At 67.9% G+C, this 14336-nt stretch carries 12 protein-coding genes; 4 read left to right on the forward strand and 8 right to left on the reverse strand.

Annotated features, from left to right (window positions below):
- The first annotated feature begins 33 nt into the window (after window positions 1–33).
- A complete protein-coding gene (locus tag AB0L70_RS09830; protein WP_363682037.1) occupies window positions 34–1248 on the forward strand; it encodes a DUF6596 domain-containing protein in 1215 nt (404 codons plus the stop codon).
- On the opposite strand, the gene AB0L70_RS09835 is transcribed toward AB0L70_RS09830, so the two are convergent.
- Window positions 1238–2434, reverse strand: coding sequence for an epoxide hydrolase family protein (locus AB0L70_RS09835; protein WP_363682039.1), 1197 nt, complete (start codon window positions 2432–2434; stop codon window positions 1238–1240). The genes AB0L70_RS09830 and AB0L70_RS09835 overlap by 11 nt on opposite strands.
- A 104-nt stretch (window positions 2435–2538) precedes the next feature.
- Between AB0L70_RS09835 and AB0L70_RS09840 the strand changes: the two genes are divergently transcribed.
- Window positions 2539–3102 (forward strand): CGNR zinc finger domain-containing protein, encoded by a 564-nt coding sequence (locus AB0L70_RS09840; protein WP_363682041.1) that lies wholly within the window; start codon window positions 2539–2541, stop codon window positions 3100–3102.
- Between the two features lie 15 nt (window positions 3103–3117).
- Here AB0L70_RS09840 and AB0L70_RS09845 read toward each other — a convergent pair whose 3' ends face one another.
- Window positions 3118–3549: a MerR family transcriptional regulator gene (locus AB0L70_RS09845; protein WP_363682043.1), complete on the reverse strand. Its 432-nt coding sequence runs from the start codon at window positions 3547–3549 to the stop codon at window positions 3118–3120.
- Window positions 3550–3573: 24 nt separating this feature from the next.
- Here AB0L70_RS09845 and AB0L70_RS09850 point away from each other — a divergent pair, with 24 nt between their 5' ends.
- Window positions 3574–5034: an MFS transporter gene (locus AB0L70_RS09850; protein WP_363682045.1), complete on the forward strand. Its 1461-nt coding sequence runs from the start codon at window positions 3574–3576 to the stop codon at window positions 5032–5034.
- Here the strand turns inward: AB0L70_RS09850 and AB0L70_RS09855 are convergent.
- A complete protein-coding gene (locus AB0L70_RS09855) occupies window positions 5003–5965 on the reverse strand; it encodes an RNA polymerase subunit sigma-70 (RefSeq protein ID WP_363682047.1) in 963 nt (320 codons plus the stop codon). The genes AB0L70_RS09850 and AB0L70_RS09855 overlap by 32 nt on opposite strands.
- Before the next feature lie 14 nt (window positions 5966–5979).
- Window positions 5980–6801 (reverse strand): alpha/beta hydrolase, encoded by an 822-nt coding sequence (locus tag AB0L70_RS09860; RefSeq protein WP_363682049.1) that lies wholly within the window; start codon window positions 6799–6801, stop codon window positions 5980–5982.
- 197 nt (window positions 6802–6998) lie between these two features.
- On the opposite strand from AB0L70_RS09860, the gene AB0L70_RS09865 reads away from it, so the two are divergent.
- Window positions 6999–7814: a phosphotransferase gene (locus AB0L70_RS09865; RefSeq protein WP_363682051.1), complete on the forward strand. Its 816-nt coding sequence runs from the start codon at window positions 6999–7001 to the stop codon at window positions 7812–7814.
- On the opposite strand, the gene AB0L70_RS09870 is transcribed toward AB0L70_RS09865, so the two are convergent.
- From AB0L70_RS09870 to treS, 4 genes are all read right to left on the reverse strand, one after another.
- Window positions 7804–8682 carry a GNAT family N-acetyltransferase gene (locus AB0L70_RS09870; RefSeq protein ID WP_363682053.1) on the reverse strand — a complete coding sequence of 293 codons (879 nt, stop codon included), beginning with the start codon at window positions 8680–8682 and terminating at the stop codon, window positions 7804–7806. The two genes, AB0L70_RS09865 and AB0L70_RS09870, sit on opposite strands and share 11 nt — an antisense overlap.
- 10 nt (window positions 8683–8692) lie before the next feature.
- The gene (gene glgB / locus AB0L70_RS09875) at window positions 8693–10867 is read right to left on the reverse strand and encodes a 1,4-alpha-glucan branching protein GlgB (RefSeq protein ID WP_363682055.1); all 2175 of its coding nucleotides are present in this window, start codon (window positions 10865–10867) and stop codon (window positions 8693–8695) included.
- A gap of 152 nt (window positions 10868–11019) precedes the next feature.
- On the reverse strand, window positions 11020–12435 hold the full coding sequence (locus AB0L70_RS09880) for an aminoglycoside phosphotransferase (protein WP_363682057.1): 1416 nt from the start codon (window positions 12433–12435) through the stop codon (window positions 11020–11022).
- Window positions 12435–14129: a maltose alpha-D-glucosyltransferase gene (gene treS / locus AB0L70_RS09885; protein ID WP_363682670.1), complete on the reverse strand. Its 1695-nt coding sequence runs from the start codon at window positions 14127–14129 to the stop codon at window positions 12435–12437. Before treS ends, AB0L70_RS09880 begins: the two co-directional genes overlap by 1 nt.
- Between the last annotated feature and the right edge of the window lie 207 nt (window positions 14130–14336).

The raw sequence follows: 14336 nt of genomic DNA on the forward strand, positions 1-14336 counted from the left end.
CGTCAGCCCGATCCGCCTCAACCGTCTGCCTCGGTGGCGGCGGTTGAGGTGGCTCGGGTGGTCGACGCCGCGCATCGGGAGAGCTGGTCGACCGTACTGGCGTCTGTCGTACGGCTGACCAGGGACCTGGATCTGGCCGAGGACTGCACGCAGGACGCGTTCGTCCAGGCGTTGCGGACCTGGCCCGACGGCATCCCGGCGAATCCGGGTGGGTGGCTGACGACGGTCGCGCGCCGGCTCGCGCTCGACCGATTGCGGCGCGAGACGAACCTGTGGCGGAAGTTGCCGCTGCTGGTCGAGGATCCGGGGGACGGGGAGCAGCCGACGGATCCGTTGCGGCTCGTCTTCACCTGCTGCCACCCGGCGTTGGGCCGGGATTCGCAGGTGGCGTTGACGTTGCGGCTGATCTGCGGGCTGACGACGCGCGAGGTTGCCGCCGTACTGCTGATCGGTGAGCCGACGGCGGCGGCCCGGATCACCCGGGCGAAGAAGAAGATCGCGGCGGCGGGGATCCCGTACCGGATCCCGGCGGATCACGAGTTGCCTGCGCGGCTGGACGCCGTACTGACGGTTGTTCACCTGGTCTATACGGCTGGGCATGTGGCGGCGGGGCCGGAGCTGACGCGGACGGATCTGACCGGGCGGGCGGTGGAGTTGGCCCGCTTGCTCGTGCGGTTGATGCCGGACGAGCCGGAGCCGCAGGCGTTGCTGGGGTTGCTGTTGATGACGGAGGCACGGGGGGATGCGCGGGTGAGTGCCGACGGGGAGTTGGTGCTGCTCGCGGATCAGGACCGGTCGCGCTGGAATCCGCGAATGCTGGCAGAGGGGGTATCGCGGGCGACAGCCGCCTTGGGGAGGGGGCAAGGCCGGTTCGTCCTGCAGGCGGCGGTGGCGGGGCTGCACGTGACGGCGCCGTCGTGGGAGAAGACGGACTGGACCCAGGTGGTCCGGATGTACGACGCCATGCTGCTCAGCTGGCCGACCCCCATCGTCGCCCTCAATCGAGCCGCCGCCCACAGCCTCGTCCCCGGCGCCGACCTCGAGTCGGTCCTCACCGAACTAGATGCCCTGGGCAAGGAGCCGGCGCTGGCGTCGTACGCATACCTCCCGGCGGCCCGGGCCGACGTCCTAGCCCGCCTGGGCCGCCCGGCCGAAGCCGCCACCGCCTACGAAACCGCCATAACCCTGACCGCCAACGAAACCGAACGCCGCTTCCTGACCAACCGCCTGATAAACCTCACACGGTAAGCGGGCGAGCCGGGTAGCGAGTGGTGGACAGGACTGTGGTCAGGGCTTCTTGTAGGTCTTGGGTGAAGTAGTCGGGGACCTCGAGGGACGGGAAGTGGCCGCCGGTTTTGGGTGATGTCCAGCGGACTATCTGGCGGTAGCGCTGTTGTGCCCAGGGACGGGGGCACTTCTCGATGTCGCGGGGATACATGGTGATCGCTGACGGGACGTCGACCCGCAGTTCGGGGTCGAGGGAATTGTGGCTTTCGTAGTAGATGCGGGCTGCCGATGCGCCGGATCGCGTCAGCCAGTACAGCGTGACGTCGTCAAGAATGCGGTCCCTGGAGATCCGCTCGAACGGGCTGTCGTCGGTGTCCGTCCACTCGGCGAACTTGTCCAGGATCCAGGCCAGCAGCCCGACCGGTGAGTCGACGAGCGAGTAGCCGATGGTCTGCGGCCTGGTCGCCTGCTGCTTCGCGTACGCCGCGCGGTGGGTCCAGAACTCGCGGGTTTCCTCGGTCCACTGGCGCTCGACCTCCGTCAGCCCGTCCGTCGACAATCCAGGTGGTGCTTGCGCGAGCGTCGAGTGGATGCCGAGAACGTGCGCCGGGAACCTTCCGGCGAGGACCGTGGTGATCACACCTCCCCAGTCGCCGCCGTGGGCCACGAACTTGCTGTATCCGAGCCTTCCCATCAGTTCCACCCAGGCGGCCGCGATCTTTTCGGTCCCCCAACCGGTCGTTGCCGGTTTGTCGCTGTACCCGAAGCCTGGGAGCGACGGGGCCACGACGTGGAACGCCGGCGTGTTGGCGTCTCGAGGATCTGCCAGCTCGTCGATCACATCGACGAACTCGGCAACGCTGCCCGGCCAGCCGTGCGTCAGGATCAGGGGAGTGGCGTCTGCCCGCGCGGATCGGCGGTGCAGGAAGTGGATGCCCAGACCATCAATGGTCGTGCGGAACTGGCCGAGCTGGTTGAGGCGCGCTTCGAACGGCCGCCAGTCGTACCCGGTGCGCCAGTAGTTCACGACATCGACGAGGTCGGCGAGCGGAACGCCCTGGTCCCATCGGCGCGGGTCGGGCGCGGCGCGGTAGACCGTCTCGACCTCCGGGAGCCGCGCCGCGGCCAGTCGCGCGCGCAGCTCGTCGAGGTCGGCGTCGGTCGCGTGGGCTTCAAATGCTTGTACGTCGCTGGTCGGACGGGGCATGAGACCTCCTTGGCCATCGTGGAATCGGCTACGAGTTGTTATGAACCGTCTAAGACGGTTCTATCAGGCCCTTGTGGCGGTGTGCAACCGGCTAAGGTGGTTCCATGCCTGCTGAGTTCCCTGACTTCCGCCTCGGTACCGTGCTGGCGACCAGCTTCACGGGGACTCTGTCGGAGCGCCGTGGCACGCCTGTGGAGCGCATTCCTACGCCGCAGCGACTCGTCGACTGGCTGGCAGTGAGCGGTCTCACCGTGGCGTCCTGCACCATCACCCAGCTCGCACTCGCTCGAGAACTGAGGGAGTCGATTCACGCCGCCGCGACCGCAGCCGCGATCCAGGACGCTCTCCCCGCGGCCGCGGTCCAAGTCATCAACGACCGCAGCGCTCAGGGCCGGGCCGCGGCTGTCCTGACTCGCGAGGGCAAGCGGCGATGGCAACTTGGCTCGGCATCGTCCGTGGAAGACGCCCTCAGCGTGATCGCTGCCGACGCGATCAGCATCATCGCCGGCGAACGCGACGGAAAGCTGGCCTTGTGCGCATCACCGACCTGCCAGGCCGCCTTCTTCGACACCAGCCAAAGCCGCACCCGCAAATGGTGCGACATGAACACCTGCGGCAACCGCCAGAAAAAAGCCCGCTACAACGCCAACCACCCCAAGACCCGCTAGCTCAGCGGCGTCGGCTCAGTCGGGGCGGGGGGCCCAGAGGTGGTCGGCGTCGCCGGCTTCCAGGCGGCCTCGATAGACGTCTATTTTGTGGTCTATCAGTTCGAGGTTTTCTTGGAGTTCGGCCAGTTTGGCGAGGACCTCGGCTCGGTGGGATTCGAGCAGGTCGAGGCGGTGTTTCTCGTTGCCGCGGCCGGCTTTGACGAGTTCGGCGTACCGGCGGATGGTTCGGATCGGCATGCCGGTGGCTCGTAGGCGGGTGCAGACCTTGATCCAGTCGAGGTCCAGCTGGTGGTAGCGGCGGCGGCCGCTGGCGGTGCGGTCGACCGTGGTGACGACCAGGCCGGCGCGTTCGTAGTACCGCAGGGTGTGCACGCTGACACCGGTCCGCTTCGCGGCGTCGGCGATGGTCAGCCCGGCGGCTCCGATCGGCTGTTTGACTTCGAGCACGCTCTAAATTCTAGCGTCGTCGGTATGAGTGCTCCAGCGGTACAGCGCAATCACCCGACCGAGCTCAGCCGGCGCCACCGGCTCGGCGTACTCGCGATCTGTTGCGCGAGCATCGTCGTCGTGGTGATGGACATCTCCATCGTCACGGTCGCGTTGCCGTCGATCCGGGCGGATCTCGGCGCCTCGGTCGCCCAGTTGCAGTGGACGGTGGACGCCTACACCCTCGTGCTCGCGAGCCTGCTGCTCCTGGCTGGTTCGACGGCTGATCGGGTCGGGCGACGGCGGGTGTTCCAGATCGGGCTCGCCGCGTTCGGTCTGGGTTCGCTGCTGTGCAGTCTGGCGCCGACGCCCGGCTGGTTGATCGCGGCGCGGGCGCTGCAGGCGATCGGCGGCACGATGCTCAACCCCGTCGCGATGGCGATCGTCGCGACCACGTTCCCGGATCGGGCTGAGCGGGCGCGGGCCATCGGCGTCTTCGGGTCGATGTCCGGATTGGCCCTGGCGTTGGGCCCGATCCTTGGCGGTGCGCTTGTCGACGGCGTCGGATGGCGCGCGATCTTCTGGGTCAACGTGCCGGTGGTCGTTGTCGCGATCATCTGTACGGCGCTCTTCGTACCCGAGTCGCGCGCCGACCGAGCCCGGCGCTTCGACCCGGTCGGTCAGGTGCTCGTGATCCTGATGCTGGGCTCAGTCGTCTACGCGATCATCGAGTCGGAGAAGCAGGGCTGGACCGCACCGGTGATCCTCGCAGCGCTAGGAGTCGCCGTACTCGCGGCCTCGGCACTCCTGGTCTACGAGCTGAGGAGAGTGGATCCGATGCTCGAGTTGCGGCTGTTCCGGAGTGTGCCGTTCAGCTCCGCGATCCTGATGGCGCTGTTCGCGCTCTGCGGGTTCGGCGCGTTCCTCTTCGTCACCACGCAGTACCTGCAGAACATCCGTGGCCTGTCGGCGCTCGAGGCTGGGCTCTGCCTCCTTCCAGTGGGCGCGGTGATCATGGTGACCGCGCCGAGAGCCGGACGGATGGTCGGTACGCGCGGACCTCGGCTCCCGCTCGTGATTGCCGGCTCGGCGCTGGCGCTCGGTGCGTTCGGATCGCAAATGCTGACGCCGACCACGCCGCTCCCGGTCGTACTCGCGATCTACGTGTTCTTCGGGCTCTTCCTCGGCATGGTCAACCCACCGATCACGAACACGGCCGTCTCCGGGATGCCGCTCTCCATGGCCGGCCTGGCCGGCTCGGTGGCGTCGTCCGGCCGCCAGACCGGGACCACGCTCGGCGTCGCCATCGCCGGCGCGATCATCGGGTCGACGGCCGCGGATCCGCAGGCGTTCACCCACGCCGAACACACGCTCTGGTGGCCCGTGCTCGGCCTGGGCATCGGCATCGTCGTACTGGGGTTGATGAGCACGACGCGCTGGGCGCAGGCGTCGGCCGATCGCACCGCGGACCTGTTCACACCGACGGCGGAAACCCGAAGAGCGTGACCAGGCTGGGGTCGCTGAAGACGTGGATATGGGTCAACCCCGTGGGAGTCGGAGTCAGGACGGCAACGCCGTACGGCGCGTAACCGTCACCCGAATTGCCGTAGGTGGCGACCGCCGGCTGGCCGTTGGCGATGAACGGGATCATCCGCCAATAGCCAGGTGCGCCGACCGCGTCGGCGAGCAGCCGCATGCACATCACCCGGCCGTTGAACCAGGTGGATGTGCCGACCATCTCGATCGCGGCGTCGGCGCGGAGCGCGCGTTCGAGGGCAGCGGTATCGGAGTTCTCGAAGCCGGTGATGTAGTCGGCCAGCAGAGCCTGGGCTTCGGCAGAGGTGGGTTCGGAGACCTCACCAGCTGCCGGAGTCACCGAGTCGAGCCGGGCCCGAGCCCGTTGCAGCGTGCTCTTCACCGCCGCGACCGACGTATCGAGCATGGTCGCCACCTCGGCCGCAGGGAACGCGAGCACCTCCCGCAGAATCAGTACGGCGCGTTGCTTCGCCGGAAGGTATTGCAGCGCAGCGATCAACGCCAGCCGCAGACTCTCCCGAGTGGTCACGATGCTCGCCGGGTCACTGATCAGCGACTCCGCGATCGGCTCCACAAACTCCACACCGGCAGGCGCCGTACCAGGACTGAGATCGCTGGCCGGCGCACCCAGTCCGGACGGGAGCGCCCGCCGGCCACGCTGCTCGAGTGCCGTCAGGCAGGCGTTGGTCGCGATCCGGTAGAGCCAAACCCGGACGGACGACCGGCCCTCGAAGGCGTCGTACGAACGCCAGGCCCGCAGATACGTCTCCTGCACCACGTCCTCGGCCTCGTGCACCGAAGCGAGCATGCGGTAGCAGTGCGCGAGCAGCTCCTTCCGGAACGGCTCCGTCACCTGCGCGAACTCGGCCTCGCTCGTCAAGGCAGCTCCCTGTCTGGTCACGACAACCTGTCTAGTCACGACAACCCGAGCAGCGGGCGTACCCAGCCTGCCATCCGCCGGATCGCATCATCGGCCTCCGGCGCGCGACCCGCGGCCATCTGGAAGGTGTGCTGCATCTCGGCGAACACATCGACCTTCGCCTCGACCCCAGCCTTCTCCGCGGCCGCCGCGAGCAGGTGCGCGTCGTCCAGCAGTACTTCGTCCCCGCCGACCTGGATGTAGATGGGTCCGAGCCCGGTCAGATCGCCGTACAGCGGATTCGCGAACGGATCACGCGGTGAGCCATCAGCACCGAGGTGCATCCCGACGAGTCCGAGGACCAACTCCCGGTGGAAGAACTCGTCGCTGTCCCGATTGGCGTCGTACGACGCTCCCGTCGCCTCGAGGTCGACCGCGGGGGAGAACGGCATCGCGGCGGCCGGGAGCGGCAGCCCGAGTGAGCGTGCGCGCAACTGCGTCGTGATCGCCAGCGCGCCGCCGACCGAGTCGCCGGTGAACGCGATGTGCGACGGCTCGATGCCCTGGTCGAGCAGCCAGCGGTACGTCGCGGTTGCGTCATCGACCTGCGCCGGGTGGAGGTGCTCGGGCACCAGGCGGTAGTCGAACAGCAACGCCCGTACGCCGACGGCCCGGGCGAGGTGTCCGAACAGCTTGCGATGTGAGTACCGGGACCCGCCGACGAACCCGCCCCCGTGCATGCACAACAGCACCCGGTCCTCGACCGCGCCGTGCGGAATGATCCACAGGGCGGGCCGGTCGTCGACCGACAGATAGTCCACGTCCGGCGGCTCGGTGGTCAGCTCGGCCCAGCGGTGATCGGCCAGCTCCTGATCCATCGGCCCGCCACCTGCCCGAGCCCTCGCCCAGTGCTGCCTGACTGCCTCGGACTCCGTGCTTGCCATCGTTGCCGTCCCTTCTCGTCGGGGTCTTCACCGGTAAAGACCGGCCGTCCCGCGAAAAGGAATCGGTGTGCTTCACAACGAGTACCGATATCCGTTGTGCATCCGCCTGGTCCGCTGAGTAGGGTGCGCCGGTGGAGCTCATCGGCCAAGGCATGGAAGGCGCGGTCTACGACCTGGGCGACGGGACCGTCCGCAAGACCTGGTTCGACCGCCGCCCGGACGACGTCCGCCCACTCCAGGCCTTCCTCGACGAGCTCCCAGAACTTCCCTTCCGTACGCCGAGAATCCGCACGATCAGCGCGGACGACCAAGGCCTGGCCGTCAGCGTCGAGGACAAGCTCACCGGCACACCACTGAGCGAAACGAACGTCCCCGAGGACGAGGCGCTCGACGCCTTCGTGGCGATCGTCGAGGCACTGGGGAAGACGACCGCCGGTCCCGCGAGCAAAGCACTCCCGGTCCTCAACCAGCCGTTCTGGCAGGACTCCTGGGGCAGGAGTCTGGCGGCTCTGGTGCGACGCCGGGCAGAGGCCTCGCACCAGCATCTGGCGCGAGATGTGCCGGACTTCGACGACCGGCTCGAGCAGCTCACGACGGAGCTCGAGCAACTCCAGCCAGACCGCCTGTGCGTGGTCCACGGCGACATCTGCCCGCCCAACCTGCTCATGGACGGCTCCCGGACCGCAGCGCTGCTGGACTGGGGCTTTCTCACCACAGCCGGCGACAACACCTTCGAGGCCTCACTGGCCGCGGGCTTCTTCGACATGTACGGTCCGGACGCCCAGCGCCTCGACAACCTGCTCCTGGACCGCTTCGAGCAGCTGGGCCACGACCGGGACCGCATGCGCCGCTACCGCCACGCCTACGCGATCACCACCGCGACCGTCTACGACGCGGACGCGCAAGACGGCCACTACGCCTGGTGCGTCGCCCAGCTCACGAGGTGATCGGCGAGCCGTTGCTCAGGTTGTGCAGCTGCGACGGCGCCGCCAGGATCGCCGGGAGCCGGCGGACGTTCAGTGGCGAGACCAGGCCGGCCAGCTCGTCGGGGGAGTGCCAGGAGAGCCCGCGGATCTCGAACCCGTCCGGCTGCAGCTTGTCGATCAACGACGGCTCGTGGACGCCCCCGTCGTACAGGATCTCGACCGCGTCGCCCCAGCCCTGCCAGCGCGGGAGCCAGTCGATCGCGAGTACGCCGAGCAGCGGTAGCGCTACCCCGAGCTCCTCCTGCATCTCCCGGGATGCACCGGTGGCCGGGTCCTCGTCCGGCTCGACCACGCCGCCCGGCAGCTCCAGGTCCTTCTTGTAGCTGACCTGACACAGCAGCACGCGACCAGCGGTGTCCCGCACGACCACGTGGGCGATCACTCGCTTCTTGGGCAGCGTGGAGTCCATCAGCGCGGTCCAGCCGTGCAACGACTCGGGGCGCGGGTCGTCGACTCGCATCCCGTACACCGCGACGTCCCGGCGCTCGCCGTCGACCAGGGCCGCGCCACGCAGCACGCCCTCGCGCCGGAACCCCGACCGGATCGCGACCCGGGCGGAGGCATGCAGCTCCGGGTCGACCTCAACCTGCAACCGCTCCAGCCCGAGCTCACCGAACGCATGCTCGGCCACCAACCGGACGGCTCGCTGGGCGATCTCCGGCCCGCCGTCGAGTTCCCAAACGACCAGGCCTACCCCCGGTGTGGTCCGGCGCACCTCGACGGTACCGACTGGCGAGCCGTTCGAGACGTCGAAGACCACCGCCTCGGAATCGTCCCGCGTCAGCTGCAGGGTCAGTTCACCATCGGTCAGTGGAGGTACGGCGGTCACCCGGCGAACGCTACCCGGTGAAGCGCAGGTACACCGTCGCCAGGGGTGGTACGGACAGCTCCGCGCTCGTCGCCATACCGTGCCACTCCGGTCCGTCGGCCTCGACCGCACCGTAGTTGCCGACCCCGGATCCGCCGTACGTGTGGGCGTCGGTGTTCACGGCCTCCTCCCAGCGGCCGCCGTACGGGAGGCCGAGGCGGTAGCCGTGGTGCGGGACCGCGGAGAAGTTCGCCACGCAGGCCACGGTCGGTTCGCCGTCGTCGCCGTACCGGATGAACGAGAAGATGTTGTTGCTGGCGTCGTTCGCGTCGATCCAGGTGAACTTCTCCGCCGCGTGGTCGGTCCGCCACAGCGCCGGGGTGTCCTTGTAGACGCCGTTCAGGTCGCGGACCAGCTGCTGCAGACCGCGGTGGTCGGTGTGGTCGAGCAGCCACCAGTCGAGCTCGCCCTTCTCGGACCACTCCGACTCCTGGCCGAACTCGCAGCCCATGAACAGCAGCTGCTTGCCCGGGTGCGCCCACATCATCGCCAGGTACGCGCGCAGGTTCGCCAGCTGCTGCCACCGGTCGCCCGGCATCTTGCGCAGCAGCGAACCCTTGCCGTGCACAACCTCGTCGTGGGACAGCGGGAGGACGAAGTTCTCCGAGTACGCGTACATCATCGAGAACGTCAGCTCGTGGTGGTGGTACTGCCGGTGGACCGGCTCGTGCTCCAGATAGCGGAGCGAGTCGTTCATCCAGCCCATGTTCCACTTGAAGCCGAAGCCGAGCCCGCCGAGATGCGTCGCCCGGGTGACACCCGGCCACGAGGTCGACTCCTCGGCCACGGTGATGACACCGGGGACCCGCTTGTAGAGCGTCGCGTTCATCTCCTGCAGGAACGACACGGCCTCGAGGTTCTCGCGGCCGCCGTACTGATTCGGCACCCACTGGCCGTCCTGGCGCGAGTAGTCCAGGTAGAGCATCGAGGCGACCGCGTCGACCCGCAGGCCGTCGATGTGGAACTCCTCGGCCCAGTACAGCGCGTTCGCGACCAGGAAGTTCCGGACCTGCGGACGGCCGAAGTCGAACACCAGCGTGCCCCAGTCGGGCTGCTCGCCGCGGCGCGGATCCGGGTGTTCGTACAGCGGGGTCCCGTCGAAGCGGGCCAGCGCCCACGCGTCCTTCGGGAAGTGGGCCGGGACCCAGTCGACGATCACGCCGATACCCGACTGGTGCAGCCGGTCGACCAGGAACCGGAAGTCGTCCGGGTCACCGAAGCGCGACGTCGGCGCGAAGTACGACGTGACCTGGTAACCCCACGAGCCGCCGAACGGGTGCTCCATCACCGGCATCAGCTCGACGTGGGTGAACCCCATGTCGTTGACGTAGGCAACGAGTTCGTCGGCCAGCTCACGGTAGGACTTGTCCTTGCGCCACGACCCGAGGTGCACCTCGTACACACTCATCGGCTCGGCATAGGCCTCAGCCACGGCCCGCCGGTCCAGCCAGGCCGCGTCAGCCCATTCGTACGACGATTCATGGACGACGGAAGCGTTCGCCGGGGGAGTCTCGGCCAGGTTGGCCATCGGGTCGGCCTTCTGCCGCCAGACCCCGTCCCGCCCGCAGATGTCGAACTTGTACCGGGTCCCCGGGCCGACGCCGGGGACGAACAGCTCCCAGACACCGGACGAACCCAGCGAGCGCAGCGGATGCGCACGGCCGTCCCAGAAGTTGAAGTCCGCGGTCAGCCGGATCCCTTGGGCGTTGGGTGCCCAGACGGCGAACGACGTACCCGTGATCGTTCCGCCCAGGCCGTCGTAGCGCCGGACGTGCGCGCCGAGCACGGTCCACAGCTGTTCGTGGCGGCCTTCGCCGATCAGGTGCAGGTCGACCTCGCCGAGCGACGGCAGGTAGCGGTACGGGTCGTCGAGCTCGACCGCGGGACCGTCGGTGTAGGTGACCTCGAGGCGGTAGTCCGGCACCTTGTCGATGTCGAGGACGCCGACCCATACCCCTTCGAACTCGTGCCGGAGCTCGAGCCGCTGGTCTTCGTACAGCACCGTGACGGACTGGGCGAACGGCCGCAGTGCGCGCACCGTGACGCCGTGCTCGCCGAGATGCGGACCGAGCACCTGATGGGGATCGTGGAAGGTCCCGCCGACCACCCGTTCCAGCGTGGTCCGATCGACCGGAACCGCTGTCACCACAGGCTCTTCCACCGCTGCCACCGGCTGCACGAATGCTTCAGGCTGCTCGCTCGATCCCATAAACCCCATCCTGCCCGATCCACTGTCTATTCACTGCACCCCGTACCCGCCGAACGCGAGATCAGTCAGCGCATCACGCAGTCGGGTGACTACAGCGGCTCGGCCAGTTGGGCTGCTGCGGCGAGGGGGATGCGGAGCCAGCTAGGGCGGTTGCGGGCCTCGTAAAGGGTTTCGTAGATGACCTTGTCGGCCAGGAACGCGCTCAGCAGCACGCTCTGCTCGCGAGGATCGGTGCCGGCGACCTCGGCGTACCCGTCGCAGAAGGCCTGCTGGTTCCGGTTCGCCCACTCGGCCGCCCGGTAGGCGATCTGCTGGTCGCCCTGGTGGTCCTCGAGCAGCGATCGGGCCGCGTAGTCGAACGAGCGCAGCATGCCGGCGATGTCCTTGATCGGGGTGTCCAGCGCGCGCCGCTCGATCAGCGACTTGGCCGGCTCACCCTCGAAGTCGATCAGCTTCCAGCCGTCGATGGTCCGCAACACCTGGCCCAGGTGGAAGTCACCGTGGATCCGCTGCACCGTGACCGGCTGTCCGTACGTCGCCAACGCGTCGAACGCGCGCGCCAGTCCATCGGCGTACGGCGCGAGCTCGGGAATCGCAGCAGAAGCGGTGTCGAGCCGGCGCCGCATCGCGTTGGCGTGCTCGACCAGCTTCGCCGGCTCCCAGATGTCCGTGCCCAGTGCCTTCGCCAGCTCGGAGTGGACCTGCGCGGTGCTCGCGCCGAGCCGGTGCGACTCGGCGGCGAAGTCACCGCCGACCTCCTCGGCGTGCAGGTCCGCCTCGGCGTACAGATCCCGCACCGAGGAGCTTGCGAACGTCCAGCCGTCGGTGGCGTTCTTCTGGAACGCCGTCATCATCGCGAGCTCACCGTTGTCGGTGCCGCCGCCGGCCCGCGGCCAGCTGCCGCGCGCCGAACCGAGCACCTCCGGGACCAGCTCGGACCCGGCCTCGGTGAGCGCCGACTCGATCTCGACCCCTGGATTGCTCCCGGGCTCGAGCCGGCGGAACACCTTCAGCAGCGCCACGTCGCCGAACACCAGCGACGTGTTGCTCTGCTCGACGGTGAGGACGAGCGACTGCGCGTCCTCCGGTACGACGATGGTCCGGTCCGGCGAGTGGACGGGGTGGAACTCCAGCCCGTCCAGGTGCCGGCCCTGGGTCAGCCCGTCCAGCCAGTACGGCGTCGCCTCCTTGTCGTGCAAGGCGTCGTACACCCAGACCTCGGTGTCGTCGAGATCCGGCTCCACCCACTCACCGATCAGCGCGTGGCCGAGGTTCTCGACCGGGGCGCGGTGGTAGCTGAGCGGCAGCTGGTACACCCGGATCGGGATATCCACCCCGGGCGGGCCCGAACAGTAGACGAACCCGATCCGGACCGCGGGCCAGACGTCCTCGCCGGACAGCCACACCGAGGTGGCCATCGCGTCGACAACGACGTCGTGTCCCTTCTCACCGAACCACCGCTGGCTCGCACAGAAGGACTGGACCTGGTCCAGATGGGAATTCACTACATGCTCTCCTCATGGTCAGCCGGCACCGGCAGCCGGAACCAGTAGAAACCGTGGGCGCCGAGCGTCAAAAGGTAGGGCAATTCACCGATGGTCGGGAAGTGCACACCACCGAGCAACTCGACCGGGTCGACGCCCTGCCACTGCCGAAGATCCAGCTCGATCGGCTGCGGGAACCGGGACAGGTTGTTCACGCAGAGCACGACATCGTCACCGAACTGACGGATGTACGACAGCACGCTCGGGTTGGAACCCCCCAGGTCCGTGAAGGTACCCATACCGAAACAGGGGTGCTGCTTACGGGTCTGGATCATCCGCCGGGTCCAGTGCAGCAACGAGGAGGCGTTCTCCATCTCGGCCTCGACGTTCACCGCCTGGTAGCCGTAGACCGGGTCCATGATCACCGGCAGGCTGAGCTTGCCCGGTGTCGCGGTGGAGAACGACGCGTTGCGGTCCGGGGACCACTGCATCGGCGTACGGACGCCGTCGCGGTCACCGAGCCAGATGTTGTCGCCCATGCCGATCTCGTCGCCGTAGTACAGGATCGGGGAGCCGGGCAGGCTGAGCAGCAGCGCGGTGAACAACTCCATCTTGTTCACGTCGTTGTCCAGCAGCGGTGCCAGCCGGCGGCGGATGCCGATGTTCGCCTTCATCCGCGGGTCCTGGGCGTACTCGCCCCACATGTAGTCGCGGTCCTCGTCGCTGACCATCTCGAGGGTGAGCTCGTCGTGGTTGCGCAGGAAGATGCCCCACTGGCAGGTGTCCGGGATCTCCGGGGTCTGCGCCAGGATCTCCGAGATCGGGAAGCGGGACTCACGCCGTACGCCCATGAAGATGCGCGGCATCACCGGGAAGTGGAACGCCATCTGGCACTCGTCACCACCCGAGCTGCGGTCACCGAAGTACTCGACCACGTCGGCCGGCCACTGGTTCGCCTCGCAGAGCATGACGCGGTCGGCGTAGTTGGCGTCGACCTCCTTGCGGATCCGCTTCAGGAACTCGTGCGTCCGGGGGAGGTTCTCGCAGTTCGAGCCCTCGGACTCGAACAGGTACGGCACGGCGTCCAGCCGGAAACCGTCCACGCCGAGGTCGAGCCAGAACTTCAGCGCCTCGATCATCGCGTCGCCGACGGCCGGGTTCTCGAAGTTCAGGTCCGGCTGGTTGGCGTAGAACCGGTGCCAGAAGTACTGACCGCGAACCGGGTCCCAGGTCCAGTTCGAGGTCTCGGTGTCGACGAAGATGATCCGGGCGTCCTGGTACTTGTCGTCGGTGTCCGACCACACGTAGAAGTCGCCGTACGGGCCCTCGGGGTCTTCGCGGGAGGCCTGGAACCAGGGGTGCTGGTCGGAGGTGTGGTTCATCACGAAGTCGACGATGATCCGGATCCCGCGCGCGTGCGCGGCCTCCATCAGCGCGGCGAAGTCGGAGATCGTGCCGACCTCCGGCATCACGCCGGTGTAGTCGGAGATGTCGTACCCGCCGTCACGCAGTGGTGAGGGCTGGAACGGCGGTAACCAGAGGCAGTCCACGCCGAGCCACTCGAGATAGTCGAGCTTCTCGGTCAGGCCCTGCAGGTCGCCGATGCCATCGGCGTTCGAGTCCTTGAAGGACCGCACGAGGACCTCGTAGAAGACGGCCCGCTTGAACCACAGCGGGTCACTCTTCGTCAGTCCGTGGTGCTGCTCCGGCAGCATGTCGGTCACGCTCACCTCCATCGGGTGTCTCCAAACCTAGCGGTATTACAGCTTGCCGCCACGACGTGGCGACGGTGTGTGGGACTCACCCGGATCCGCACTGGTTCCCGTACCCCGTTAGCGGGCCGGTAAAAGGCGACAGCGCGAAGTTCCGGTTGAGACCGGTGATGTGGTGACGCCATCGGCCGGACGGTCCCGCAAGGCGTT

Origin of the sequence: Kribbella sp. NPDC051952, assembly GCF_040680855.1 — a bacterium.
Classification (GTDB): Bacteria; Actinomycetota; Actinomycetes; order Propionibacteriales; family Kribbellaceae; genus Kribbella.